We start from the raw sequence: 22957 nt of genomic DNA on the forward strand, positions 1-22957 counted from the left end.
CTTACTTCCAAAATGTGACTTCAGCAAAAACCTGTTCCTTGCTCCATACTTCTGTTCCCGTTTCAAAACAATCCGCCCACGGAACACGCTGCTTACGTAACGTAGCAATTTCATCGGGTCCGTTATATTCCTGATAACAGACCGTTTTCTCGTTCGCGACATTGTTCCAATTGTCCCAGCCACGTGGGTCAATATGATCACCCATTTTACAATCGACAAATACGGTCTTGGCATACTCCCGCCACGGACGCCCCAAAAAAACCGGGGTAATATCAGCTTCTGCGGTTAAGTAGCAATGGTTGAATACATAACCATACGCTTGTCCTTGCGGCGTAGAGGCGGCTGTGACGTAGCTCGTTTGGTTGTCATGATGGCGTAAACTGCGAATCTCGCAATCTTCAAAATACGCGGTAGCCCCACCAAAAATAAAGTCCACCGTCCCCTCTATATAACAATGCTGGTAGAGCTGCCGATAGTGCCTATGATGCTCCTTCAAATGGATTCCACCAAACTGGAGTCGTTCTTTCGGTGCAGGAGGTAGAGGGCCTGTAAATAAAGTATCCTGGTGCCCTTTAAAGGTACAGTTTCTAAAGACCGTTTCATCACAATGTGCGTATACCGCAACGGCCTGCCCAATGGCTTCTCCCTGTCCTGCCGTGTTGGAAATCGTGAGATTTTCCAAGATCAGATGGCTACCGCCTAAAAATAAAGTAGGTGTCGCAAAGGTCCCTATTTCCTCACCCGCTTCATCCCGTTCCTTGGCATACCGATCCATTCGAATCTCTACCTGTCCGATGCCTATAATATGAAGATATGAACGGTAAATTCGTATCTCTTCCTCATAAGTACCTGATAAAATAGTTAACGTTTCCATTTCGTTGGAATCCGACTGCTCCAATACAGCAATCGCCTCCTGAATCGTATGGAAATCACAAAAGGATTCTTTTCCAACTAGCATGGTTACCCCGATCCTTTCATTTGATTTACAGGTGTTCAGCTAAAAATAACTGCCACGCCATTCGCATTTCCAACGTCTCCATATGTCCACCGCCCGCAATCACAGGCTGCCAATGCTCAGGGTGACCTGCTTCCTGGTAAGCTTCCAGCAGACCTTTTGCCAAATGCTCGACTCCTTCAATAGGACACATCCGATCATTTTGACCTGTTATACTCATCCGTGGACGAGGTACGATCCGCTTTTGAATATCCAAGGTGGTAAAATGCTTCAACAAGCCAGGGACATAGGAATAGAAACCATGATGATCCAACCCCCTTTTGGCGATTAGCGTATGGGCATCTACCTGTCCACAAATATCAACCGTCACCTGTATCCGTTCATCTAACGCAGCCATCCACCATGCCATGAGTCCGCCCATCGACATACCGATTGTTGCGATACGGGAAGCATCAATATCTTCACGCTGGCACATATAATCCACCAAGCGACGGTTATCATACAGCATCATGCCCCACAGCACTTGGCCCTGCCAGAGCATTTCCTTTACCAGCTCGCTCTCGGTTTTGCCCCCACGTTCATTGAAACCCCACATGTCAATGCAGCATACACAGTACCCCATGTCTGTCAGGGTAGTAGCAAACGAGGGCTGCTGCAAATAAGTGCTGCTATGGATCAGTTCTTTGCGCCCGTTCGTATAATTGCCTCCATGCGAATGGTTAAAAACGACCAATGGGAACGGACCGTTCCCTTGTAAGGGTGTAGCTACATAAGCGGGTACAGACTCGATCCCGTTCAAGTCGAGCAGGAGACACTCCAGTCGGTATCCCTCGCGCTCTTCTTGATTCAGCAGTGTTGCCGTTACAGGGCGATCTGCCGGAAGGTCGCCCAACAATGCTTGCAACTTATCCACGTTGTACCTCCTTTCATCCCCTCCTAATTCATCTTATTTCGTTCAGAAGGTTGTATCGTTACTTGTTCTATCAGCTTTTCGGGCTGAGCTGTATTCTTCGAATGGCAACGATTGATTTCAACGTCTTCCCCATTTTCAATATAAAAGGCAGGACCTTCATGATTCTCAATCGTCACATGTTGAAAACGAATATCCTTCACATTACCTAGATAAAAACCACGGTTGTTCATATCTTCAATCCCTGTCATCATGGCCGGACGACCGGGAATTGCATTTTTAGCCATAGAAATATCAATATTGGAAAATGTAATTTCAGCAATATATTGCTCTGCAAGTCCGTATAAGAATCCAGCAGCCGCATGAACCTGTCGTGCCGTAATATCGGAAAAATGGATTCGTCTAAAGCACGGGGTTTCATTGGTAACCGGATAGGGATTTTTATCCCACACATATTTGTCTTTGCCCCGAGGGCCGCAGAAATAATAAAGGTTCAGAATAAATGGACAAATTACATCTTCCATCACAATGTTGCTGACGCGAATATCCTCGATGGTTCCGCCACGTCCTCGTCTGGATTTCAGACGTATACCCCGATCCGTTTGCTTGAACACGCAATTACTGATCGTAACATTACGAATATCACCACTCATTTCGCTTCCCAGTACGACTGCGCCATGTCCATGCACCATCGTACAGTTGGTAATCGTAATATTTTCACATGGAATTCGCTCTTGTGTATCTTCGGTTCCTGCTTTGATCGCAATACAATCATCGCCCACATCTATATTGCAGTTGCTAATACGAACATTGGAACAGGATTCAGGATTAATGCCATCCGTATTGGGGGAGTCCGCGGGGTTAAGAATGGACAAATTATCAATCGTAACGTTATAGCAAGCGATGGGGTTTACAGTCCAACTGGGGGAATTTTTTAACATAACATCTTTAATGGTAACCCGCTGACAACGGTCAAAGCTGATTAATTTGGGTCTCGGATATTGTAACTCCTCTGGATGATTCCGGTGCTTTTCCCACCACGGTTGGCCATTTCCGTCCAGCGTTCCGTTACCTGTAACTGAAATATTCTCAAGGTTCTGTCCATAAATGCATGACGCATGCACTTCCCGCTGAACGCCTTCCCATCTGGATTCTACTACAGGGTAATCAGCCAGTTCCGTACTGAAGGACAGAGTTGCGCCAGGGCTTACATGCAGCTCAATGTTACTTTTCAGAAAGATAGCTCCTGTCAGATACGTCCCAGACGGAACATAAACGGTTCCTCCTCCATCATTGCTGGCCGCTTCAATGGCAGCCGCAATCGCTTCCGTAGCCAACGTCGTACCATCCTGAACTGCTCCATAATCTACAATGTTATACAATTGCATTTCGTTCTCTCCTGTCTTTATATTTTGTGGATGTTAGATCCATTTTGTATTTGGAAAGCATAAGCTGCCCCCGGGTTTCAACATCCAAGAAATCATTCAAGGAGTCTGGGGGCAACAGCCATGCTCAGCTATTATTTTTTCGTTTTTTTATACGCTTCCTCATACTCAGCAGTAATCCGTGATCCACCGGAGTTTTTCCAGTTTTCTACGGCTGCTTTAAATCCGGCTTCGTCAAGCTCGCCCATAATAAATTTGAAGGAGGCGTCGGTAATGATTTTCTCCAGTTCTGTTCCTTGCTCATTAGCAGTGACTGAATCCAGTGGCACGGTCGGGTCCAGAACAGCAAATTCATTATTTTCACGGACTAATTCATTAGCCAGTTCCTTTTCTGGATTGGCATCTTTTAAGTTATAGGTCACTTCACTTGGTCTAGAGCTTGAAAACGGCTGAACATCTGCTTGCCACAAATCTGTATTCGTAATTTTGAAGGCTCCATCTTTTTCGATTTTATAATGAGTGCCTTCAATACCACCGGTCATATACATATATACATCTTTGTCAATTAAATCATCTACAAATTGCAGCAGTCTCTTCAACTCAGCTTCCGTTTTCACTTCGGATTTTGGAAATGCCAGCAAACCTCCTACCCCGCTTCCTTCAGACCATACGTGGTATTTGCCATCTCCATTCGAAATCTTGTTAACCGGTACCAGCTTCAGTCCCTTTTGTAGGCCTTGGGATAAGGTTCTGAGGTTAGAGATATCGATCATACCCGTATAAATACCTGCTTTACCTTGTGCAAATTGTTGCTGCTGATCCGTTTTAGCGGTTACAGCAAAGTCTTTAGAGAGATATCCATTTTTGTATAATTTATTGGAATACTTTAAGGTCTCCAAATATTGAGGAGTATCAAATTCTGGCGTAAACTTTCCGCTTTCATCTACTTTCCAGCCATTAGGTGTGCCAAAGTAGGAACTTAAAGTTTTGAAGCTGCTGTAGCGTAGATCCGATCTGTCAACAAACCCAGTCGTATCATTTTTTCCATTTCCATCCGGATCATCTTCTGTAAACGCTCTCGCAACTTCATACAACTCATCCAGTGTCGTCGGCACCTTCAGTCCTAAGCGATCCAGCCAATCCTGACGAATGACCAGACCCGCCCGAGCCAGATTCTTCTGGAACGGAACGCCATACAGTACCCCTTCAATGGATGCGGCTTCCCGAACTTCAGGCGGGATCTTCTTCAAATTTTCATAATCATCCAAATACTTTCCTACATCCCAGAATAGCCCTGATTTCAAAGAGCTTCGTACTGAAGAATTTGTCATCATCGTCAGTGTCACCATATCGGCCAATTCGCCGGACGCAAGCGCGGTAGTGATTCTCTCTTCTTTGGAAGCGTCAGGCACCCAATTGAACGTGATTTTAGAATTGGTGTATTCTTCAATTTTGCTTTTGATCGTTTCTGTAGGCGGAGAAGCGGTATGCAATACGTTTAACCAGGTAAATTCCAGTTTGGACTTCGGATCATAGGTTTGGCCGCTTTGATCCTCAGCTCCCTTGTCACCACAAGCAGCTAAAAAAACACTCATGACCATTAGTACAGCAAGAAGGCCCGATACTCCCTTTTTCGTCGTGATTCCCTTTTTCATCGTGTTTGCTCCTTTTCTGTTTATATATTTATGCCATATCTTCCTCTTTCACCAGAACCTCTCGCTCTATTTTGCTGAACACCTGATGCGTCATCCACATCACGAGATAACCCATAATACTTGCTCCGGCAAAAGTTAGAATTCCTGGATACAAGCCTAGAATCAATGCAAAAAGCACGACAATGGCTACAAAAAGAACAAGCGTATATTGTAAATACGAAAATCCAATCACTATCGACATTTTGACCTTCAGTCTGATACCTTTCCAATCATAGTGAGCCAGTAGCGGGAAAATGTAGGCCAATGAGATGAGATACAAAAAGGCTCCAATAAGCGTCACCACACGAACATACCAGGACGAGACATTGACTATATCCACGTAGAGCACGTAACCCACAAGGCTGTAAAGCCCACCAATGATCGCTGCTTCTTTAAAGCTTTCTCTAAAGTAACGTACAAACGTCGAGAAAATGGCAACTTCCTCATTGCCCCGAATCCACTGCCTTAAAATACTAAGCATAGCAACGGTCGCAGGTCCGACACCTATAAAACCCAAGCCTAGAATCGTCGCAACCGTCCAAAGCAAATTAAGGTAGACCAGGCGCAGCAGGCGCATGCACCATTTGTTCATGTTTTCTACAAACCGTACCATTTTGCATCCTTCCCGTCGTCATTAATAAACGCCGTCTTCACCAAATTTCTTGGCCAGTCGATTGGAGCCCATAATCAGGATTAAACCTACCACACCTTTAAAAAGTCCTACCGTCGTACTGAAACTTAATTGTCCATTCTTTAAACCCGCAGTATAAATGTAGGTGTCAAAGATTTCGGCAACCTCGCGATTTAATGAGTTCAATAACAGATACATATGCTCAAAGCCCAAATCCAACGTGCTACCGATTTTCAAAATTAACAATGTAATAATGACCGGGCGTATCGCAGGCAAGGTAACGTGCCATGTCTTTCTCAGGCGTCCAGCTCCGTCCATCTCTGCTGCCTCATACAATTGCGTATCTACCACTGTAATCGCAGATAAATAAATGATGGTAGACCAGCCGAGTTCCTTCCAAATCACTTGCCCGATGTAGACGGTTCGCAGCCATTGGGGAGAAGTTAAGAAGCTGATCTTCTCACCGCCTAGCGCGGCAATCATTTCATTCAGCACCCCACCATCTACGGTTAGGAATACATAAGAAATCGAAACAATGATAACCCATGACATAAAGTGCGGGATGTAGATAATGGTTTGAATAATGTTTTTAAAAAACATCTTCCTAACCTCGTTCAGCATGAGTGCCAAAATGATGGGCAATGGAAAAAAGATTACAATGTTCAGCGCAAACAAAACCAGCGTATTGCGAAGCAGCATAAAAAACGTGGGCTCGGTAAATAAACGAATAAAATGCTTCATTCCTACCCATGGACTACCTGTGATTCCCTGAAAAGCTTGATAATCCTGAAATGCAATCACCAATCCTCCCATAGGAAAGTACTTAAAAATAATGAAGTACACCAGTCCGGGTAAAACCATTAAATAGAGCAACTTGTGTTTCTGCATTCGTAAAAGGCTTTCCGTCGTTCTTTTGTTCTTTTTCATTTTCATGTTTGGTGCGGGGACACTTGAAACTTTCATTAGTTCGACCTCCTTCAAACGTTCCTGTATACGTTTTCAAGAGTATGCGATTTTCGGCATTCCGCATATAATCATCAAATGATAGCGTTTACAAAACTGGGTGTGCAGCCTACTTTTCAACCTTATCACCTTAGCTAATGATTACTACACAACCTAATGAGCATCCGCTTATTTCCATGATTAGAGAACACCTCAAGATTTGATTATATACGGAATTCTTTCCTCTTGATAAAGTTGACATGTAAACGATTACGAGGAGGTCAACCACATTGACACAACCATTACGAAAACAAAAATTACGAAAAAAAGAATCGCTGGGCAGCCGTATTTTCAACATTGTAAACAGTACACTATTGATTCTCATTGCCCTCACTTGTCTCTTACCTTTTTTGAATATCATCGCCAGCTCTTTTGCCTCAACCGAAGAAGTGATAGCCAAGAAGTTCATTTTATTCCCAGTTACTTTTTCCTTGGATGCCTACCGCTATATTCTGTCGACTCCCACCATTTTTAGAGGTCTCGGGGTTTCGGTCGGAGTAACGATCGTCGGTACAGTTGTAAGCATGATATTTACTGCTTTTATGGCTTATGGATTATCCCGAAGATATCTACTAGGCCGCAATACGATTAACTTCATTGTCGTGTTTTCTATGTTGTTTAGTGGGGGGATGATTCCAACATTCCTGGTTGTAAAAAGCATGGGGCTTATCAATTCGTATTGGTCCTTGATTCTTCCCGTGGCCATTAATGCGTTTAACCTGATTATCATGCGTAACTTTTTTCAGGCGCTGCCAGATGATCTGGAGGAATCAGCCAAGATGGACGGGTGCAACGATTTTGGTATCTTCTTTAAAATTATGTTGCCATTAGCCCTGCCTTCTATTGCAACCATCTCTCTATTCTACGCTGTTGCCTACTGGAATACGTATATGCACGCCATTCTCTATATTAATGATTCTGCCAAATGGCCGATTCAAGTCTTGCTACGTCAAATTGTAATCGTTTCCAGTGGTATGCAGGCAGAAGGAACTGCTGTAGATGTCATCCCGCCTGCCCAGACCATTAAGATGGCAGTCATTGTCATTGCGACCGTTCCGATGTTAATCGTGTATCCATTTGTACAAAAGCACTTTGTCAAAGGAGCTTTATTAGGAGCGGTAAAAGGCTAATTGGCTTGCTTCATCTTTCGGTAAGCTCCCGGTGTAACCTGTTCCTTTTTCCGAAAAGAGCGGATAAAGTTTTGTGAATTATGATATTGCAGTCGCTCGGCGATTTCTTTAATCGTCATATCTGTCTCAACGAGCCACTTTTTGCCCATTTGTAAACGGTAGCCCATCAGATATTCACTAAACGTCGTTCCGTATTCTTTTTTGAAAATACTGCTTAAATAATTCGGATTGTAATGAAGTCGGTCTCCAATGAGTTCTAATGATAATTCCTGGTCATATTCAGCACGGATAATAGCAGCAATTTTCTCCGAGAGACAACGGAATTGCTGGTTGGTCTTCTCCTTCATGCTTTTTACCATGGGGAAAATAACTTGCTCTATCAGCATACGTTCTATCTCTTCCGGGTTACGGATGTCCAGCAAACGATGATACAAGGCATGATTGTCTTGCGTCAGCAGCACTTCAATCCCTAATAGCTGCTCCAATTGGATGAGGTTATTCACAAACCGTACCAACAGCACTTCAAAGTTCACGGAATGATTATTTTTTATCATCATTTCCTCCAATAAAGAGTGCACGGTATGATATACCTGCTCTTCGTCCCCTATTCGGATGGCATCAAACAGTTTTGATTCCAATTCCGTAGGATAATGAAGCAGCACCGGACCTGAAATGACCATAGATATATCTTCATAAAAAATAATCGACTCTTTGCCTAAATTTAAACGGTGATGCAAAGCTTGCTTGCTCATCTCACAGGCTTCTTTACTTTCTAATAAGTTATCATACACCGTACTAATGCCGATGCTGATGGATACATTCAAATACTCTTTTACGTTTCGAACTAAAAGGGTCGCATCATCCAGGACTTGCTTTCTCATTTCCTGTTCACTCTTACCCGTCAAAATTAATATGGTGGCCTGAGTGTTATCGTTCAAAATGATGGGAAGCATTCGCTGCTGCTCTGGAATCGTTTCTTCTACGATTTTGTTAATAGCCAGCAGCAAAACGTCTTTATCCGAGGGATCTCGATCTCCCAGATTATCCAGTTGGACTAACAAGGTAATATACATTTGATTCTCGATCTGTGGATAACCCAAGCGTGGCATTTTTCGTGCCAATTCCTCTGCAGAAATACGTTTGCGGAACAGGTTGAGAATCAATTGGGTTTCCAACTGTGGCATTTCGGACTGAATGAGACTTTCCAAGCTTTCCTTCTCGGTTACAATGTTGTCGATGGAATTAATAATCCATTCAATTTCATTTTTAGAAGGTTCATTTTTGAAAGCGAAATTAGGATTTTTAGGCAAGCTTCGTTTTATTTGCTGAAATGGCTTGGTAAAGTAAATGGCAATGAAGTACGCCACTACCACCATTAAGAGCGTTAATACAAGTCCCATCATGATGATTCCAAATTTGGTCGTTTGAAAGGCATCCGCAATTTCTTTCTTATCCAATACCGTTAAGTAAGTCCAATTGTTATAGGCAGATTTGGCGTAAATGACTTGTCGTGCAGGCTGCTGATCCGTTTTCTCCAAAGTTAACATACCTGTGTTGTTCGGCTTCACTGTAGCTTCTGAAATGTGCTGAAGCTGCTGAGTGGACAATAATTGTTCAGCAGGCTGGGTTTCATACATTAAATCGCCTTGTTTATTCAAAATAAAAACAGCCATATGATCCTCGATTTGAATTGTATGATTTAACGTTTGCAGCGAAATATCCGACAAAGCAATGGCTTGCTTCTTCTTAGAGAATACAGGCAAGGTATTCACAAAACGAATTCCTTTATCTGTTTTAACCCAGAATAGCCCCTTCTCTTGGTGGTCGATATAGGTACTAATCAGCTTTTCTCGTTCCGTTTTCGTCAAATAGGACAGGCTACCATTGGAGATTCTCCAATTCTGATCCAGACTGATTAGTGAATATTCCGTTCCTTCTAATCCCATCGTAGCAATATAATTGAGCTGAGTATTCACATTCCGATACGCTATAAAATCTTTTTCTGTAATGGGATTTTTCACAACATCATTAAAGGAACTGGTCGTGCTATACGTATTAAAAGCATATTCAATCGTTTGGATTTTCTGCTCCAGGCTATTTCTGATCTGTGCCATGTAGCTTTGCTTGGTATTGGAAACTCTCTCCACAACGGAGCTAATTGTTGTAAAATAGATGTAGCTGCCAAAACTGGCCACCAATCCTACTCCCAAAACCAGAATCGTAATAAAAATAGTGTAGAACATTCTTCCTTTTTTCATTGCGCTCCCCCTCTGGCTCTTTGCTTCACATCAAAATTATAGCGCTTTCATAACAAGGTTTAAATCATTTTTTTCACGTGTGCATTATTTTTTACATCCGTATCATTCCAATTTAAGTCGATTTTGTTTGGTTTGCGGCAGTTAAAAAGAAATTTGGAGGAGTTACTTATGTTACATGTGGTTAGTCCTAAAGAACCGATTATAAAAGAAGAATTTCCGTCAGACACTTCCTTTCTCTCCCTCTATCCCGTAGCAGTTCGTGAAGCTCGTCCTTTTATATTGGTATTACCTGGCGGTGGCTACGAGCATTTGGCCTCACATGAAGGAGAGCCTATAGCTCGGTGGTTGAATGATCTAGGTATTCATGCGGGTGTGCTGGAGTATCAAGTCGGCGATTTCGAGATTACCTCTTTGTTGGAGGATGTAGAACATGCTCTGCAATGGATTCGCCAAACACCGCATGACTGGCTAGTCATTCCTGATCAAGTGGGGCTCATCGGTTTTTCAGCAGGCGGTCACTTGGCCTCCATTGTCTCCACTATAGGGACAGTAAAGCCAGATCTTCTGTTGTTGGGATACCCTGTAATTTCATTTCATGAGCCTTATACACATATCGGAAGCCGTACACATTTTTTAGGGGAACAGCCGACGCCGGAGCAGCTGCAAGCCTTTTCATCCGATCAGCAAGTAACTTCACAGACACCTCCAACTTTGATGTGGACTACAGCTAATGATGGCGCTGTACCCGTAGAAAATAGTCTGTTGTTCGCTTTTTCATTATCCAGAGAACATATTCCGTTTGAACTGCATGTATTTGAGGAAGGAAGACACGGATTGGGACTGTCAGAGGACAACCATGAATGCCATCAATGGCTTAATCTGGCGGAAACTTGGCTTCAAAAACATGGATATGCTCAGGCAAGGCAACAGATGACAACTCGACTGTTTATCGCCGGGGACTCCACTGCAGCTCAAAAAGGGGCTACCGAAAAACCGATGACAGGCTGGGGTGAACACTTGCAAAGCTATTTGGCACCGTCTGTTCATGTGGACAATCGTGCTGTCAATGGGCGAAGCACCAAATCTTTTATAGCAGAAGGCCGATTAGCTGATATTGAAAAAGATATTCAAGCTGGAGACTATCTGTTTATTCAATTTGGACACAACGATGAGAAACAAGAAGACCCCACTCGCTACACCGATTCTGATGGAGAGTATCGTCAAAACTTAATTCAATACATTCAGTCCGCTCGGGAGCGTGGTGGAATTCCAGTCTTATTGACCTCTGTAAGCCGCCGACGATTCACCGCAGACGGTGAACCTGATCCGTTGGCTGTAGGAGCCTATCCTGCTGCCATGAGACAAGTAGCCGCGGAAACCAAGACACCCCTGCTCGATATTTTTGAAGCTTCTCAACAGCTGTATCGTTCAATGGGTGAAAAAGAGTCACAGCAGCTATTTATGCATTTGCCTGAAAAAGCGCATCCTAATTACCCCGCTGGTGTAACAGATAATACCCATTTTTCTGACGAAGGAGCCAAACAGGTCGCCCAGCTTGTAGCGGAAGCCATTCGACAGTGTGCGGAACTGTCTGCATTAAAACAGCGCATCGTAGAAAGGAATTTATACAGCGATGAGAGGCTTGCACACCAACTTGTAAACTGATATCAAGAACTAAATAGATACAAACACAAAACGGACTTGGAGCTAATCACTCTGACGTCCGTTTTTTATTCCGTGTGGATCAAAGACTATACAGCTAGGAGAATAGTTCAAAAGTACAGTAAAGACTTATTGGGAGTATTATCGTCCCTAGCGCGTCCGCATCTGTAGGCCCTTCTCCGGTATTACGCCTGTCGTAGAAGTTAACGGAGTATACTACAGAACGGCTACGTTGCCACGTAATTATTCCTATGCGTTGTCAAATTACCCAGGGGATACTTATAAAGTGGCGAGCGGAAATGTCACCGTCTCCGCTTCCGGGGTGGTAACCACCACTACTGCAACGAATGCAAGAGTTGAGATTTACGGCGGTGCGGTAAATTGAGAATGGTATACACTGTTAAGGTATCTTAAGATAAAAACGGTAAAAATAGCACTGTCCGTTTATTGGGGCAGTGCTATTTTTATGGACGGGCTGATGTCAACCCATTCTCATAGCTATTCAATGTCCTGTTCTTTGAACTCTAAAGATCATGTTTAAACCGAATCCGATTAAAACGAGGCCCGTAGCTTTATCAATAACATTTTGTACTCTCGGAGATATTAACCATTTCCTTACATAACTCAACAATAATATGATTGTGGCAAACCAAACAATGGAAACAGCTGCATAAAGTAAAAAATGAAGGCTTGATTGTAGCCAGGCATAATAAATTTCGGCAAAAACGTGAGAAAAAATAGTTAAATTAGTTATTTGTAAATATTTATAGAAAAATAGATCTAGTTCTGATAGACTATTGCTACTATATTTTTATGCTGGAGGATATTGGGTTCATGAAAAATAAAGCTTTTTTCTCTCTTTTGTGTGCTTTTATTATTTTTATAATGGGCTTAACAGCATGTGGAGTATCATCAAGTAAAGATCATTCATTATTATCTAAAGAAGAATTTGAACAAATGTACGTCAATGCTGATCAGTTTGAAGACCGCTCTATTGATTTTTATGGACAAATCACTAATGGGCCTAAGGAGAATGGAAATGGGATTTATGTTCAAGTGAATGCTGATCCGAAAAATAATAAAAAAAACACTTTTGTCTACGGCAATAGTTTCTCCAGCTTCTCTAATGCAAAAGAGAATGATTTTATCCACGTAACCGGTACTGTCATTGATAAATATCGCTATAGAACGACCTACGGCACCTACACCTCAGCTCCTGCCATCTCGGCAAATAAAATAGAAAAATCTATGTTTATTGATCCTACATTGAGCACTATAGAAGTAAATAAGTCAATAAAACAAAAGGGCTATATCATGACTCTTCAAAAAGTCGAGTTTGCTGAAGAGGAAACACGGATTTATATGGCAATCGAAAATAAATCTAAAAACACGATAAATTATTATGACTTTTATACTAAATTGGTTCAAGGAAACAAACAATACGAACCAACGACTGATAGTGTAAGTTATACTTATCCTGCGTTACAGTCTGAAATACTACCTGGTATGAAGACAGAAGGAATTCTGACATTCTCAAAAGTTGACTCTTCTACGGACTTAACCTTAATTGCAAAGGGGTCTGCGAAGGATTTTTCCATTGAATATAATCCGTTCAAGTTTAAAATCTCAAAAAAATAGTCTTTTGGGAGCTTCTCCTAGCCTATAGATTGCATCCCCTAGAATAGATATTGATCCCCACTGGGTAGTTTAATATATTCTAAGGGGGCATTCTTCATGGCAATGAAAGATTAAAAAAATTAAATCACATTTAGAAAAAGTGAAGAAAGAGAAGGTTCGCTGCAAATTATAATCGCTCCCTAATAAAGGGGCTATTTCCCTCCATTTTCTCACCCTCTATAAACAACAAAAAAACCCTTGCTACGCAAGGGTTTTTGAGGAAATGGGCCCTGAGGGACTCGAACCCCCGACCAATCGGTTATGAGCCGACCGCTCTAACCAACTGAGCTAAGGGCCCTCAAAAAAATTTGTATATTCACGTTACACATTCATAACAGCAACGTTAATTAATATACAACATTTTCTTGTGTTTCGTCAATAGTCTTTCGAAAATTTTCTTTTATAAAATTATTTTTATGGACTTACGGAATAAATCGGACACCATAACGACCTTTGCGCGAGCGGTACACCTCCACTGCGCGGGGATCATTGTAGCCATACATCCAGCCGTCGTGCTCCAACCTTTTTGCCAGACATCCTGCCTGGAATTTAGTCGTGTACAGTCTGCCATAGTAAATCCAATACATCCGAGCTCCCTCTTTTCACATGATGGTAGGAGTAGTGTAACCGGATCGAATTCGATTTACACGGCCTGAGCCATAACAATCTACAATAGTTAGCAATGAGTACGAATCGTTCTAATCATTAGCTCTGTTGTCCCCTATAGCTCATCTTATTTGCCAAAGGAAGCCGGGTCCTGACGCCAAGAACGCAGCAGTTCCATCTCTTCTTCCTGAATGGTTCCTTCACGCAAGGCAACATTCATCAGAGCTGTATAATTGGACAAGCTTTGCAGCTCCACACCTGCTTCTTCAAAAGCTTGAGTCGCTTTGTCTAGCTGGTAGCTGAAAATAGCTAGTACCGCTAACGGCTGAGCGCCTGCTTGTGCTACAGCCTGCGCTGCTTTAATGGAGCTGCCTCCTGTAGAAATGAGATCCTCGATGACCATAACCTTTTGTCCTGCGCTGATGCGGCCTTCAATTTGGTTCTCTTTCCCATGTCCTTTGGCTTTGTCCCTTACATAGGCCATTGGCAGATTTAGCTTTTGCGCCACCCAGGCCGCATGAGGAATCCCTGCTGTAGCTGTCCCTGCAATGACTTCGGTTTCGGGATATTGCTCACGAATGAGGGCAGCAAATGAGTCTGCGATCAGCTCGCGCACCTCCGGGTAGGACATAGTCAGGCGATTGTCGCAGTAAATTGGCGATTTAATGCCGGATGTCCATGTAAAAGGCTGCTGCGGGCGCAATGCCACCGCCTGGATACGTAACAGATGGGATGCAATTTGCTCGGGTATACTATTCAATGTAGTCATACTTGTATCATCTCCTCAATAATGTGTTCCGCTGCGGCGCGTGGGTCTGCTGCTGCGGTGATAGGACGTCCAACGACAATGTAGCTGCTGCCTTGATCAATGGCTTGTCCAGGTGTAAGCACACGCGATTGATCGCCTGCAGCACTACCTGCCGGGCGTATGCCAGGGGTTATCGTCTTAAATTCTGATCCACATACAGCACGAATGGCAGGCACTTCTAAAGGGGAAGCTACCACACCATCCAGTCCCGCCTCACGGGTCAGTTGAGCGTAACGAACCACTGCATCCTGTACCGTACCAGGAATACCTAACTCCTTATTCATGGTCGTCTGATCCGTGCTGGTCAGCTGTGTGACTGCAATAATGAGCGGCATGGAAAGCGAGCTGTCTGCCGAAATAGCTGCTTCTGCACCAGCTTTAGCAGCTGACATCATATTAACGCCCCCAGCAGCATGTACGTTGAACATATCCACACCTAGGCGGGTAATGCTCTCTGCCCCTCCCCGCACCGTGTTAGGGATATCATGCATTTTCAAATCCAGAAATACGGAGTATCCTCTGGACTTTAGCTGTTCTACAAAAGCTGGTCCTGCACTATAAAACAGTTGCATGCCTACTTTTATATAACAGGGAATCCCCTCTAGCTGCCGAATTAACTGCTCAGCCTGTTGTGCATCGGGATAATCTAACGCAACCATCAGCCTTCCTGCCATCTGCTGAAATGCTCCATTCACCGTTCTACATCCCCTTTTCACGTCAATTCGGGTACATTTGCCCGTGATAAAGGACATCCGTCAGCCGAAGCTGATGAATGTCCTTCCCTGTGCTACTTATTTCCTCACATCTATTCGTAACGCATTAGTTGCTCAGGACTGGCATGGATTCGGATGTGAAATTGATCGTTTCCAGCATTCTTAGCAAAGCGCGTACTGTATCCAGTGAGGTCATGCAGACAATGCCATTCTCAACTGCTTCGCGGCGGATACGGAATCCATCACGCTCTGGCGTTTTGCCTTTGGTCAGCGTATTGAAGACAAAGTTGGCTTCACCCGTACGGATCATATCCAGGATGTTAGGGTTCCCTTCGCTCAGCTTATTGATCGTGTTCACTGGAATGTTGGCTTGCTCCATAGCAGCCGCTGTTCCACCTGTTGCAATAATTTTATAGCCCAGTCTGTAAAAGCCCTGCATCAACTCGACAGCTTCTTCCTTGTCCTTATCCGCCACTGTAATGATGATCGCCCCAGTGGATGGAATTTTCATACCAGCCCCCACAAGTCCTTTGTACAGGGCTTTGGCATACTGAATGTCGCGTCCCATAACTTCACCTGTCGATTTCATTTCCGGGCCCAGCGTCGGCTCTACACGGCGCAGTTTGGCAAAGGAGAATACCGGAACCTTAACCGAGACATAATTACTTTCAGGCCATAGACCTTCTGAATAACCTGCATCTTTAAGCTTACCGCCCAAAATAGCCTGTGTAGCCAGATTCGCCATTGGGATATTTGTTACTTTACTCAAGAAAGGAACTGTCCGCGAGGAGCGAGGATTAACCTCGATCACGTACACCTCGTCTTGATGAATAACAAACTGGATATTTACCAGACCGATCGTTTTCAATTCCTTAGCGATGCTGATTGTAATTTCCACAATTTTTTGTTTCAACTCGGCAGACAAGTGCTGTGGTGGATACACCGCGATAGAGTCACCTGAGTGAACCCCGGCCCGTTCTACATGCTCCATAATGCCTGGTACCAATACTGTCTCGCCGTCGCAGATGGCGTCGACCTCAACTTCTTTACCCAGCATATAACGGTCGATGAGCACCGGATGCTCTGGATTGATTTTAACCGCTTCTTCCATGTACCGCAGCAATTCCGTATCTGAGTACACGATTTCCATAGCGCGCCCGCCCAAAACGTAGGATGGTCGTACCAGGACCGGATAGCCTAGCGCCTGTGCGGTTCCTACTGCTTCATCTACCGATGTGACCGTGTTGCCTTTAGGCTGTGCGATAGCCAGACGAGACAAAAGTTGCTCGAACTTTTTCCGGTCTTCCGCTTCATCGATACTTTCCAGACTCGTACCCAAAATATTCACGCCTGCCGCACTCAGCGGAGCTGCGAGATTAATGGCCGTTTGACCACCGAACTGGACGATAACCCCAATCGGTTTTTCCTGCTCGATGACATTCATGACATCTTCGAAGAAGAGCGGTTCAAAGTAGAGGCGGTCAGATGTGTTAAAGTCCGTAGATACCGTCTCCGGGTTGTTATTGATAATCACTGCTTCGTAGCCCGCTTTTTGAATAGCCCATACCGCGTGTACGGTGGAGTAATCAAATTCAATCCCTTGCCCGATCCGAATCGGTCCAGAGCCGAGTACGATAACTTTCTCTTTGCTAGATGGAATCACTTCATTTTCCACCTCGTAAGAGGAGTAGTAGTACGGAGTTGTGGCTTCAAACTCGGCTGCGCACGTATCTACCATTTTGTAGACCGGACGCAGGTTTTGAGCTAGACGGAATTCACGTACCTCACGCTCGGTTATCATACTTTCGTTTTGGCCCATACTGCGAATCTCGGCGATCGAGCGGTCGGTAAAACCTTTACGTTTGGCCTGATAGAGTGTTTCGTAGGTCAGCTCAGACTCTCCAGCGATGATGGCTTCGAACTTGACGATTCCCTCTACCTTATCGAGGAACCACCAGTCAATTTTCGTCAAATCTTGAATCTCCTGCTGCTGCCAGCCGCGACGGAACGCCTCGGCTACCAAGAACAACCGCTCATCATCTGCTTTAATCAGACGATCCTGGAGCACGTCATCAGACAGCTGTTCGGCTCCCTTAAGATGCAGACGGTGTACACCGATTTCCAACGACCGTACCGCTTTATGGATGGATTCTTCGAATGTGCGTCCGATGGCCATGACTTCACCCGTTGCTTTCATTTGCGTGCCCAGCTTGCGGTTGGCAGAAATGAATTTGTCAAATGGCCAGCGTGGTATTTTGCTCACGATGTAATCCAGTGTTGGCTCAAAGCAAGCATACGTTTGTCCCGTTACCGGATTCACAATTTCATCCAACGTGTAGCCCAGTGCGATTTTGGCAGCCATTTTAGCAATCGGATATCCGGTTGCCTTGGAAGCCAGTGCCGAGGAGCGACTTACGCGCGGGTTTACTTCAATTACATAGTATTGATAGCTGTGCGGATCAAGCGCAAACTGTACATTACAGCCGCCTTCGATATTGAGGGCGCGGATAATTTTCAGAGAAGCGGAGCGCAGCATCTGGTATTCGCGATCTGACAGCGTCTGACTCGGAGCTACGACGATACTGTCGCCAGTATGCACGCCGACTGGATCAAAGTTCTCCATATTACAGACAACGATGCAGTTATCATTGCCGTCACGCATGACCTCATATTCGACTTCCTTCATACCTGCGATACTCTTTTCCACCAAACATTGTCCGATTGGACTGTATCTTAAGCCAGAGCTGACGGTTTCACGCAGTTCTTCTTCTGTGGAACAGATACCACCGCCTGTTCCCCCTAGCGTATAAGCCGGGCGAACGATAATTGGATAACCGATTTCGTTGGCAAATTCTAACGATTCTTCCAAGGTTGTTACAATTACACTCTCCGGTACAGGTTGTTCCAACTCGCGCATCAAATCACGGAACAGATCACGATCTTCGGCTTTTTCTATCGAATTCAGTTGAGTTCCCAGTAGCTTGACGTTTTCACGCTCCAGCACTCCGGCGCGAGCCAGTTCCACTGCCATATTCAGACCTGTCTGTCCTCCCAGCGTAGGAAGCAGCCCATCTGGACGCTCTTGACGGATAATCTGTGTTACAAAATCAAGTGTAATCGGCTCGATGTATACTTTGTCTGCCATGTTGGTGTCTGTCATGATGGTTGCCGGATTACTGTTGATCAGTACTACCTCGACGCCTTCTTCTTTGAGCGCTTGACAAGCTTGTGTACCAGCGTAATCAAATTCTGCTGCCTGACCAATGACGATAGGACCGGAACCGATCACAAGTATTTTTTTAAGTTCTGTATTTTTCGGCATATTAGCGCTCTCCTCTCACTGCGGCGGCGATAGCAGCCTGACGCGGTTGCTTTGGATGATTTCTTTTGTGCTCACGGATCATGTCCAGAAAGCGGTCAAACAGGTAGCCATTATCGTAAGGTCCTGGTGCAGCCTCTGGATGATATTGCACCGAAAACGCGGGATACTTGGTATGTTTAAGACCTTCAATCGTTTTATCGTTGTTATTAATATGCGTCACTTCAAGCTCAGTACCTTGGATCGAATCCTCATTCACCGTGTAGCCGTGATTTTGTGATGTGATAAAGCAGCGTCCGCTCTCCAGTTCTTTCACCGGATGGTTACCACCGCGATGTCCGAATTTCAGCTTTTCCGTATCCGCTCCCGAAGCTAAAGCGAACAACTGGTGTCCCAAGCAAATTCCGAAAATCGGATATTCCCCTAACAGTTCAGCTACCGTACGAACGGCATGGGGTACGTCTTTTGGATCTCCAGGGCCGTTAGACAGCTGGATACCGTCTGGGTCCAAGCGACGAATTTCCTCAGCCGTCGTATCATGTGGAACGACAACTACATCGCAGTCCCGTTTATTCAGTTCGCGCAAAATGCCGCTTTTGGCACCGTAGTCAATCAATACGATCCGCTCTCCGTTGCCAGGACTGCTGTACGGATGAGGTGTGGAAGTCATAGGAACCTGATTGCGCAGTTCTTCAATGGTCAAGTCAGACATCATTTCTTTCAGTTCTTCCAGCGGCTGGGAACCAGTCGTCAAAATGCCCTTCATCGTGCCGTGATGGCGAATAATCCGGGTAAGCATGCGGGTGTCGATGTCGCTAATGCCAATGATGCCATATTCCTTCAGCAAATCGCCCACGCTGTATTGAGCACGCCAGTTACTTGGCGCTGGCTCGTAATGTCTAACAGCAAAGCCATGGACATAAGGCCGTACCGATTCAAAGTCATCACGAGTAATTCCATAGTTGCCAATCAGCGGGTAAGTCATCGTTACGATTTGTCCGCAGTAAGAGGGATCAGTCAGCACCTCTTGATAGCCTGTAATCCCTGTGTTGAAAACGACCTCGCCTGTTTTATCACCTTCCGCACCAAATGATGTGCCTGTAAACAGCGTGCCGTCCTGAAGTAACAATCTTGCCTGCATCCCGTCTCACTCCTCTATATTGTTTCCTGCTATAAGGTTCTATTTTTTTAGTGGTTTCTATTTATTTTGCTTCGTCAGCAGACCATACCAGTTTGCCGTCTACCCAAGTTTTCACAGGCCAGCCTTTGAGCTTCCAGCCTGTAAAAGGAGTGTTGCGTCCTTTGCTGGCAAACGTTTGCGGATCAACTGCCTGCTCCTGCTCCAGATCAATCATGGTCAGGTCAGCTGGAGCTCCTTCTTCCAGGCGTCCCGTATCAAGGCGGAAGACACGCGCTGGATCAGCAGTCATACGACGCACCAGAAAGTCCAGCGTCCACTGTCCGGTAGCTACGAATTTCGTGTACAACAGCGGGAAGGCCGTCTCAAATCCAACGATCCCGAATGGCGCCAGCTCCATCCCTCTTGCCTTCTCTTCCTCACTGTGCGCTGCATGGTCGGTTACGACGATGTCAATCGTACCGTCTTCCAGTCCCTCGATGCATGCCTGCACATCACGTGGGGAGCGTAGCGGAGGATTCATTTTCCAGTTCGCATCCAGCCCAGGAATGTCCTCATCTGACAATACCAAGTGGTGTGGGCATACCTCAGCCGTTACCTTGATACCAAAAGATTTCGCGTGGCGGATTAACCGCACTGACTGCTCTGTGCTGACATGGCATACATGATAGTGTGCCCCGGTTGCCTCGGATAACAAAATGTCACGTCCGACGTGAATGGCTTCGGATTCGTTCGGAATGCCTTTAAGTCCGTGGCGCTTGGCAAATTCGCCGTCCGTCACAGCCGCTCCTTCAACAAGCGTGTTATCTTCACAGTGTGCAATAACCGGCATATCTAGTGCCTTGGCCCACGCCATGGCGTCCTTCATCATTTGCGCGCTTTGCACCCCGACACCATCGTCAGTAAAGCCGATTGCACCTGCTGCTTTGAGCGCTTCAAAATCTGTCAGCTCACGACCCAGTTCGTTTTTCGTAATGGCTGCGTAAGGAAGAACCTTGGCAAACCCGGCTTCCTGTCCCTTTTTCAATACCAGCTGGACTGTGTCAACATTGTCCGTCACTGGACGTGTGTTTGGCATGCAGGCAATCGTCGTAAATCCGCCTTTCACCGCCGCACGGCTGCCCGTTTCAATTGTTTCTTTATATTCAAAGCCAGGTTCTCTCAGATGCACATGCATGTCGATTAAACCGGGGATGACCAGCTTGCCCTGGGCGTCGATTTTTTCGACTTCGCGCTCCTGTCCAGATGCCCCTTCTTCTACAAGTAGGCTAACTCCAGCATCCGCATTTGCGATAGCCAAAATCTTTCCGTCGGCGATTAGGATGGATTTCAATTCAGCCTCGCCCTGCTCGTTCAATACGCTTGCATTCATAATTAATTGTTTCATCTGAAATATTCCTCCGCTCAGTTTTCTGCAACTTTTCCTACGATCCTACTGACAGTTTCTACAGCTTCATTGCCCGTTCCATAACCGCCATGCGGATCGGAACCCCGTTTGCCATTTGTGGAAAAATTCGTGATTGTTCGCTTTCCACAACCGCACTATCAATTTCCACGTTCCGATTCACTGGAGCTGGATGCATGATAATTGTTCCGGGCTTCAGGTTCGCTGCTCTTTTCTCTGTCAAACCGTACTGCTCTCGGTACTCATCCGCTGAGCGCAACATCCCTTCGGCATGCCGTTCCAGCTGTACCCGAAGCATCATGACCACGTCCGCCTGTAGTGCCTCTTGCATCGGAACATAAGGCGCGTACGCCGCAAGATCAGGTGCTTGCATATTATCAGGAGCGCAGAAGCTAACCTTGGCTCCGAATTTTTGCAAGGCCCACAGATTCGAGCGAGCGACACGGCTGTGCAGAATGTCTCCTATGATGGATACTCTCAAGCCTTTAAGCTCACCGAAAGTTTTGCGCATGGTGTACAGGTCCAGCAGAGCCTGTGTCGGATGCTCATTGTTGCCGTCCCCTGCATTAACCAGTGGAACACTGACCTTCTCAGCAAGCTCTTGCAGCACCCCGGCTGGCTTTAACCGGATGACTCCTGCATCAATGCCCATGGATTCGAGCGTACGTACTGTATCGTAAATGGACTCCCCTTTTTCCACACTGGAAGCCGCAGCGGAAAAGTTCAAAACCTGAGCGCCCAGCCGCTTCTCTGCCATCTCAAAAGAAAAGCGGGTGCGAGTGCTGTTTTCAAAAAACATGTTGGCCGCAAAGCGTGATTGCAGTACTGGAACCAGTTTTTCTGGTTGATATTCCCAATAATGAGCACGATCCAGAATGGACTCGATTTCATTTCGGCTAAGTTCCTTTAACCCGAGCAGGCTACGTTCTTTAAGTTGACTGGCTGTTGTGATCATAGCTGTTCCCCCCGGTTCTGAATGATTGTCACTTCGTCCTTACCGTCCGTCTCTTGAAGGGCTACTACGATTTCCTCAGATTTGGAGGTCGGGATGTTCTTGCCGATGTAATCCGGACGAATCGGAAGCTCACGGTGTCCGCGATCTGCTAGCACTGCCAGCTGAATCATTTGCGGTCGTCCGCAGTGCATCAATGCATCCATCGCCGCGCGGATGGTGCGGCCTGTGTACAGCACATCGTCAAAGAGAATGACTTTCTTATCATGAACCGATACGTCAGCAGGATTCATCAAAAGCTCTTTTCCATTTCCTTTAGCTTCAGCTACGCTGCTCCGGTCATCCCGGTAGGCTGTGACATCCAGCTCTCCCCATGGAATTGGTGCGCCTTCAATCTCAGCAATTTTTTCAGCCAGGCGTTGCGCCAGATGAACTCCGCGTGTTCGAATACCTACTAGCACACAATCGTCAATACCTTTGTTTTTCTCCAAAATTTCATGTGCAATCCGTGTCAATGCCCGACGAATCGCAATTTCATCCATCAGTACATGTGTTTCATGACTCATGCTTCCAGCCTCCTCAGGTGATGTTCCCTTCAGACCTGGTCCCGTGTTCGGATACAAAAAAGACTCCTTGCCCAAGTTTGGCAAGGAGTCTCGTGTGAACAGTCTTCTACTGTTCTCCGATCTCTCGGACACACTGAAGACATACC

Annotated in this window: 19 protein-coding genes and 1 tRNA gene; 3 read left to right on the top strand and 17 right to left on the bottom strand. The window is 45.3% G+C overall.

What is annotated here, in order from left to right; all coding sequences use genetic code 11:
- Position 1 precedes the first annotated feature (1 nt).
- From ACWGXJ_RS16215 to ACWGXJ_RS16240, 6 genes are all read right to left on the bottom strand, one after another.
- Entirely contained in the window at positions 2–958 is a 957-nt protein-coding gene (locus tag ACWGXJ_RS16215) for a pectinesterase family protein (RefSeq protein WP_452567160.1), read from the bottom strand.
- A gap of 25 nt (positions 959–983) precedes the next feature.
- The gene (locus ACWGXJ_RS16220; protein WP_348620078.1) at positions 984–1868 is read right to left on the bottom strand and encodes a dienelactone hydrolase family protein; all 885 of its coding nucleotides are present in this window, start codon (positions 1866–1868) and stop codon (positions 984–986) included.
- Positions 1869–1891: 23 nt separating this feature from the next.
- Positions 1892–3253: a glycoside hydrolase family 28 protein gene (locus ACWGXJ_RS16225; RefSeq protein ID WP_452567161.1), complete on the bottom strand. Its 1362-nt coding sequence runs from the start codon at positions 3251–3253 to the stop codon at positions 1892–1894.
- 131 nt (positions 3254–3384) lie between these two features.
- On the bottom strand, positions 3385–4905 hold the full coding sequence (locus ACWGXJ_RS16230; RefSeq protein ID WP_028540499.1) for an extracellular solute-binding protein: 1521 nt from the start codon (positions 4903–4905) through the stop codon (positions 3385–3387).
- Between the two features lie 28 nt (positions 4906–4933).
- Positions 4934–5557: a YesL family protein gene (locus tag ACWGXJ_RS16235; RefSeq protein WP_013311055.1), complete on the bottom strand. Its 624-nt coding sequence runs from the start codon at positions 5555–5557 to the stop codon at positions 4934–4936.
- Between the two features lie 21 nt (positions 5558–5578).
- Entirely contained in the window at positions 5579–6538 is a 960-nt protein-coding gene (locus ACWGXJ_RS16240; RefSeq protein WP_023989418.1) for an ABC transporter permease, read from the bottom strand.
- 269 nt (positions 6539–6807) lie between these two features.
- Here ACWGXJ_RS16240 and ACWGXJ_RS16245 point away from each other — a divergent pair, with 269 nt between their 5' ends.
- Positions 6808–7707: a carbohydrate ABC transporter permease gene (locus tag ACWGXJ_RS16245; protein WP_013311057.1), complete on the top strand. Its 900-nt coding sequence runs from the start codon at positions 6808–6810 to the stop codon at positions 7705–7707.
- Here the strand turns inward: ACWGXJ_RS16245 and ACWGXJ_RS16250 are convergent.
- Positions 7704–9965, bottom strand: a complete 2262-nt coding sequence (locus ACWGXJ_RS16250) for a helix-turn-helix domain-containing protein (protein WP_452567162.1) — start codon at positions 9963–9965, stop codon at positions 7704–7706. The genes ACWGXJ_RS16245 and ACWGXJ_RS16250 overlap by 4 nt on opposite strands.
- A 168-nt stretch (positions 9966–10133) precedes the next feature.
- On the opposite strand from ACWGXJ_RS16250, the gene ACWGXJ_RS16255 reads away from it, so the two are divergent.
- Positions 10134–11630, top strand: coding sequence for a GDSL-type esterase/lipase family protein (locus ACWGXJ_RS16255; RefSeq protein ID WP_452567163.1), 1497 nt, complete (start codon positions 10134–10136; stop codon positions 11628–11630).
- 499 nt (positions 11631–12129) lie between these two features.
- On the opposite strand, the gene ACWGXJ_RS16260 is transcribed toward ACWGXJ_RS16255, so the two are convergent.
- Positions 12130–12381 carry a LysE family transporter gene (locus ACWGXJ_RS16260; protein ID WP_452567916.1) on the bottom strand — a complete coding sequence of 84 codons (252 nt, stop codon included), beginning with the start codon at positions 12379–12381 and terminating at the stop codon, positions 12130–12132.
- Positions 12382–12461: 80 nt separating this feature from the next.
- Here ACWGXJ_RS16260 and ACWGXJ_RS16265 point away from each other — a divergent pair, with 80 nt between their 5' ends.
- A complete protein-coding gene (locus tag ACWGXJ_RS16265; protein WP_452567164.1) occupies positions 12462–13265 on the top strand; it encodes a DUF4352 domain-containing protein in 804 nt (267 codons plus the stop codon).
- A 263-nt stretch (positions 13266–13528) separates the two neighbouring features.
- Here the strand turns inward: ACWGXJ_RS16265 and ACWGXJ_RS16270 are convergent.
- The 9 genes from ACWGXJ_RS16270 to pyrR form a co-directional block, all read right to left on the bottom strand.
- Positions 13529–13602, bottom strand: a tRNA-Ile gene (locus ACWGXJ_RS16270).
- A 124-nt stretch (positions 13603–13726) separates the two neighbouring features.
- Positions 13727–13891 (bottom strand): hypothetical protein, encoded by a 165-nt coding sequence (locus ACWGXJ_RS16275; RefSeq protein ID WP_014282411.1) that lies wholly within the window; start codon positions 13889–13891, stop codon positions 13727–13729.
- Positions 13892–14037: 146 nt separating this feature from the next.
- On the bottom strand, positions 14038–14679 hold the full coding sequence (gene pyrE / locus ACWGXJ_RS16280) for an orotate phosphoribosyltransferase (RefSeq protein WP_250260947.1): 642 nt from the start codon (positions 14677–14679) through the stop codon (positions 14038–14040).
- Complete coding sequence (pyrF, locus tag ACWGXJ_RS16285; RefSeq protein ID WP_452567165.1) at positions 14676–15470, bottom strand: orotidine-5'-phosphate decarboxylase; 795 nt, start codon at positions 15468–15470, stop codon at positions 14676–14678. The genes pyrE and pyrF overlap by 4 nt, the downstream gene beginning before the upstream one ends.
- Positions 15471–15537: 67 nt before the next feature.
- The gene (carB, locus tag ACWGXJ_RS16290) at positions 15538–18753 is read right to left on the bottom strand and encodes a carbamoyl-phosphate synthase large subunit (protein ID WP_452567166.1); all 3216 of its coding nucleotides are present in this window, start codon (positions 18751–18753) and stop codon (positions 15538–15540) included.
- Position 18754: 1 nt separating this feature from the next.
- A complete protein-coding gene (gene carA, locus ACWGXJ_RS16295; protein ID WP_025718621.1) occupies positions 18755–19891 on the bottom strand; it encodes a glutamine-hydrolyzing carbamoyl-phosphate synthase small subunit in 1137 nt (378 codons plus the stop codon).
- A 61-nt stretch (positions 19892–19952) separates the two neighbouring features.
- Positions 19953–21275 (bottom strand): dihydroorotase, encoded by a 1323-nt coding sequence (locus ACWGXJ_RS16300; protein WP_254350108.1) that lies wholly within the window; start codon positions 21273–21275, stop codon positions 19953–19955.
- 58 nt (positions 21276–21333) lie between these two features.
- A complete protein-coding gene (locus tag ACWGXJ_RS16305) occupies positions 21334–22248 on the bottom strand; it encodes an aspartate carbamoyltransferase catalytic subunit (protein WP_069289975.1) in 915 nt (304 codons plus the stop codon).
- The gene (pyrR, locus tag ACWGXJ_RS16310) at positions 22245–22811 is read right to left on the bottom strand and encodes a bifunctional pyr operon transcriptional regulator/uracil phosphoribosyltransferase PyrR (RefSeq protein WP_023989428.1); all 567 of its coding nucleotides are present in this window, start codon (positions 22809–22811) and stop codon (positions 22245–22247) included. The genes ACWGXJ_RS16305 and pyrR overlap by 4 nt, the downstream gene beginning before the upstream one ends.
- Positions 22812–22957: the final 146 nt, after the last annotated feature.

It is taken from the genome of Paenibacillus sp. S33, assembly GCF_053615415.1.

Excerpts from the sequence above, each read along its gene's own strand:
- ACWGXJ_RS16250 (WP_452567162.1), bottom strand. The coding sequence starts at position 9,965 with ATGAAAAAAGGAAGAATGTTCTACACTATTTTTATTACGATTCTGGTT.
- ACWGXJ_RS16235 (WP_013311055.1), bottom strand. The coding sequence starts at position 5,557 with ATGGTACGGTTTGTAGAAAACATGAACAAATGGTGCATGCGCCTGCTG.
- ACWGXJ_RS16230 (WP_028540499.1), bottom strand. The coding sequence starts at position 4,905 with ATGAAAAAGGGAATCACGACGAAAAAGGGAGTATCGGGCCTTCTTGCT.
- pyrE (WP_250260947.1), bottom strand. The coding sequence starts at position 14,679 with ATGACTACATTGAATAGTATACCCGAGCAAATTGCATCCCATCTGTTA.
- carB (WP_452567166.1), bottom strand. The coding sequence starts at position 18,753 with ATGCCGAAAAATACAGAACTTAAAAAAATACTTGTGATCGGTTCCGGT.
- ACWGXJ_RS16265 (WP_452567164.1), top strand. The coding sequence starts at position 12,462 with ATGAAAAATAAAGCTTTTTTCTCTCTTTTGTGTGCTTTTATTATTTTT.
- ACWGXJ_RS16300 (WP_254350108.1), bottom strand. The coding sequence starts at position 21,275 with ATGAAACAATTAATTATGAATGCAAGCGTATTGAACGAGCAGGGCGAG.
- ACWGXJ_RS16225 (WP_452567161.1), bottom strand. The coding sequence starts at position 3,253 with ATGCAATTGTATAACATTGTAGATTATGGAGCAGTTCAGGATGGTACG.
- ACWGXJ_RS16255 (WP_452567163.1), top strand. The coding sequence starts at position 10,134 with ATGTTACATGTGGTTAGTCCTAAAGAACCGATTATAAAAGAAGAATTT.
- pyrR (WP_023989428.1), bottom strand. The coding sequence starts at position 22,811 with ATGAGTCATGAAACACATGTACTGATGGATGAAATTGCGATTCGTCGG.
- ACWGXJ_RS16305 (WP_069289975.1), bottom strand. The coding sequence starts at position 22,248 with ATGATCACAACAGCCAGTCAACTTAAAGAACGTAGCCTGCTCGGGTTA.
- ACWGXJ_RS16275 (WP_014282411.1), bottom strand. The coding sequence starts at position 13,891 with ATGTATTGGATTTACTATGGCAGACTGTACACGACTAAATTCCAGGCA.
- carA (WP_025718621.1), bottom strand. The coding sequence starts at position 19,891 with ATGCAGGCAAGATTGTTACTTCAGGACGGCACGCTGTTTACAGGCACA.
- pyrF (WP_452567165.1), bottom strand. The coding sequence starts at position 15,470 with ATGTCCTTTATCACGGGCAAATGTACCCGAATTGACGTGAAAAGGGGA.
- ACWGXJ_RS16215 (WP_452567160.1), bottom strand. The coding sequence starts at position 958 with ATGCTAGTTGGAAAAGAATCCTTTTGTGATTTCCATACGATTCAGGAG.
- ACWGXJ_RS16240 (WP_023989418.1), bottom strand. The coding sequence starts at position 6,538 with ATGAAAGTTTCAAGTGTCCCCGCACCAAACATGAAAATGAAAAAGAAC.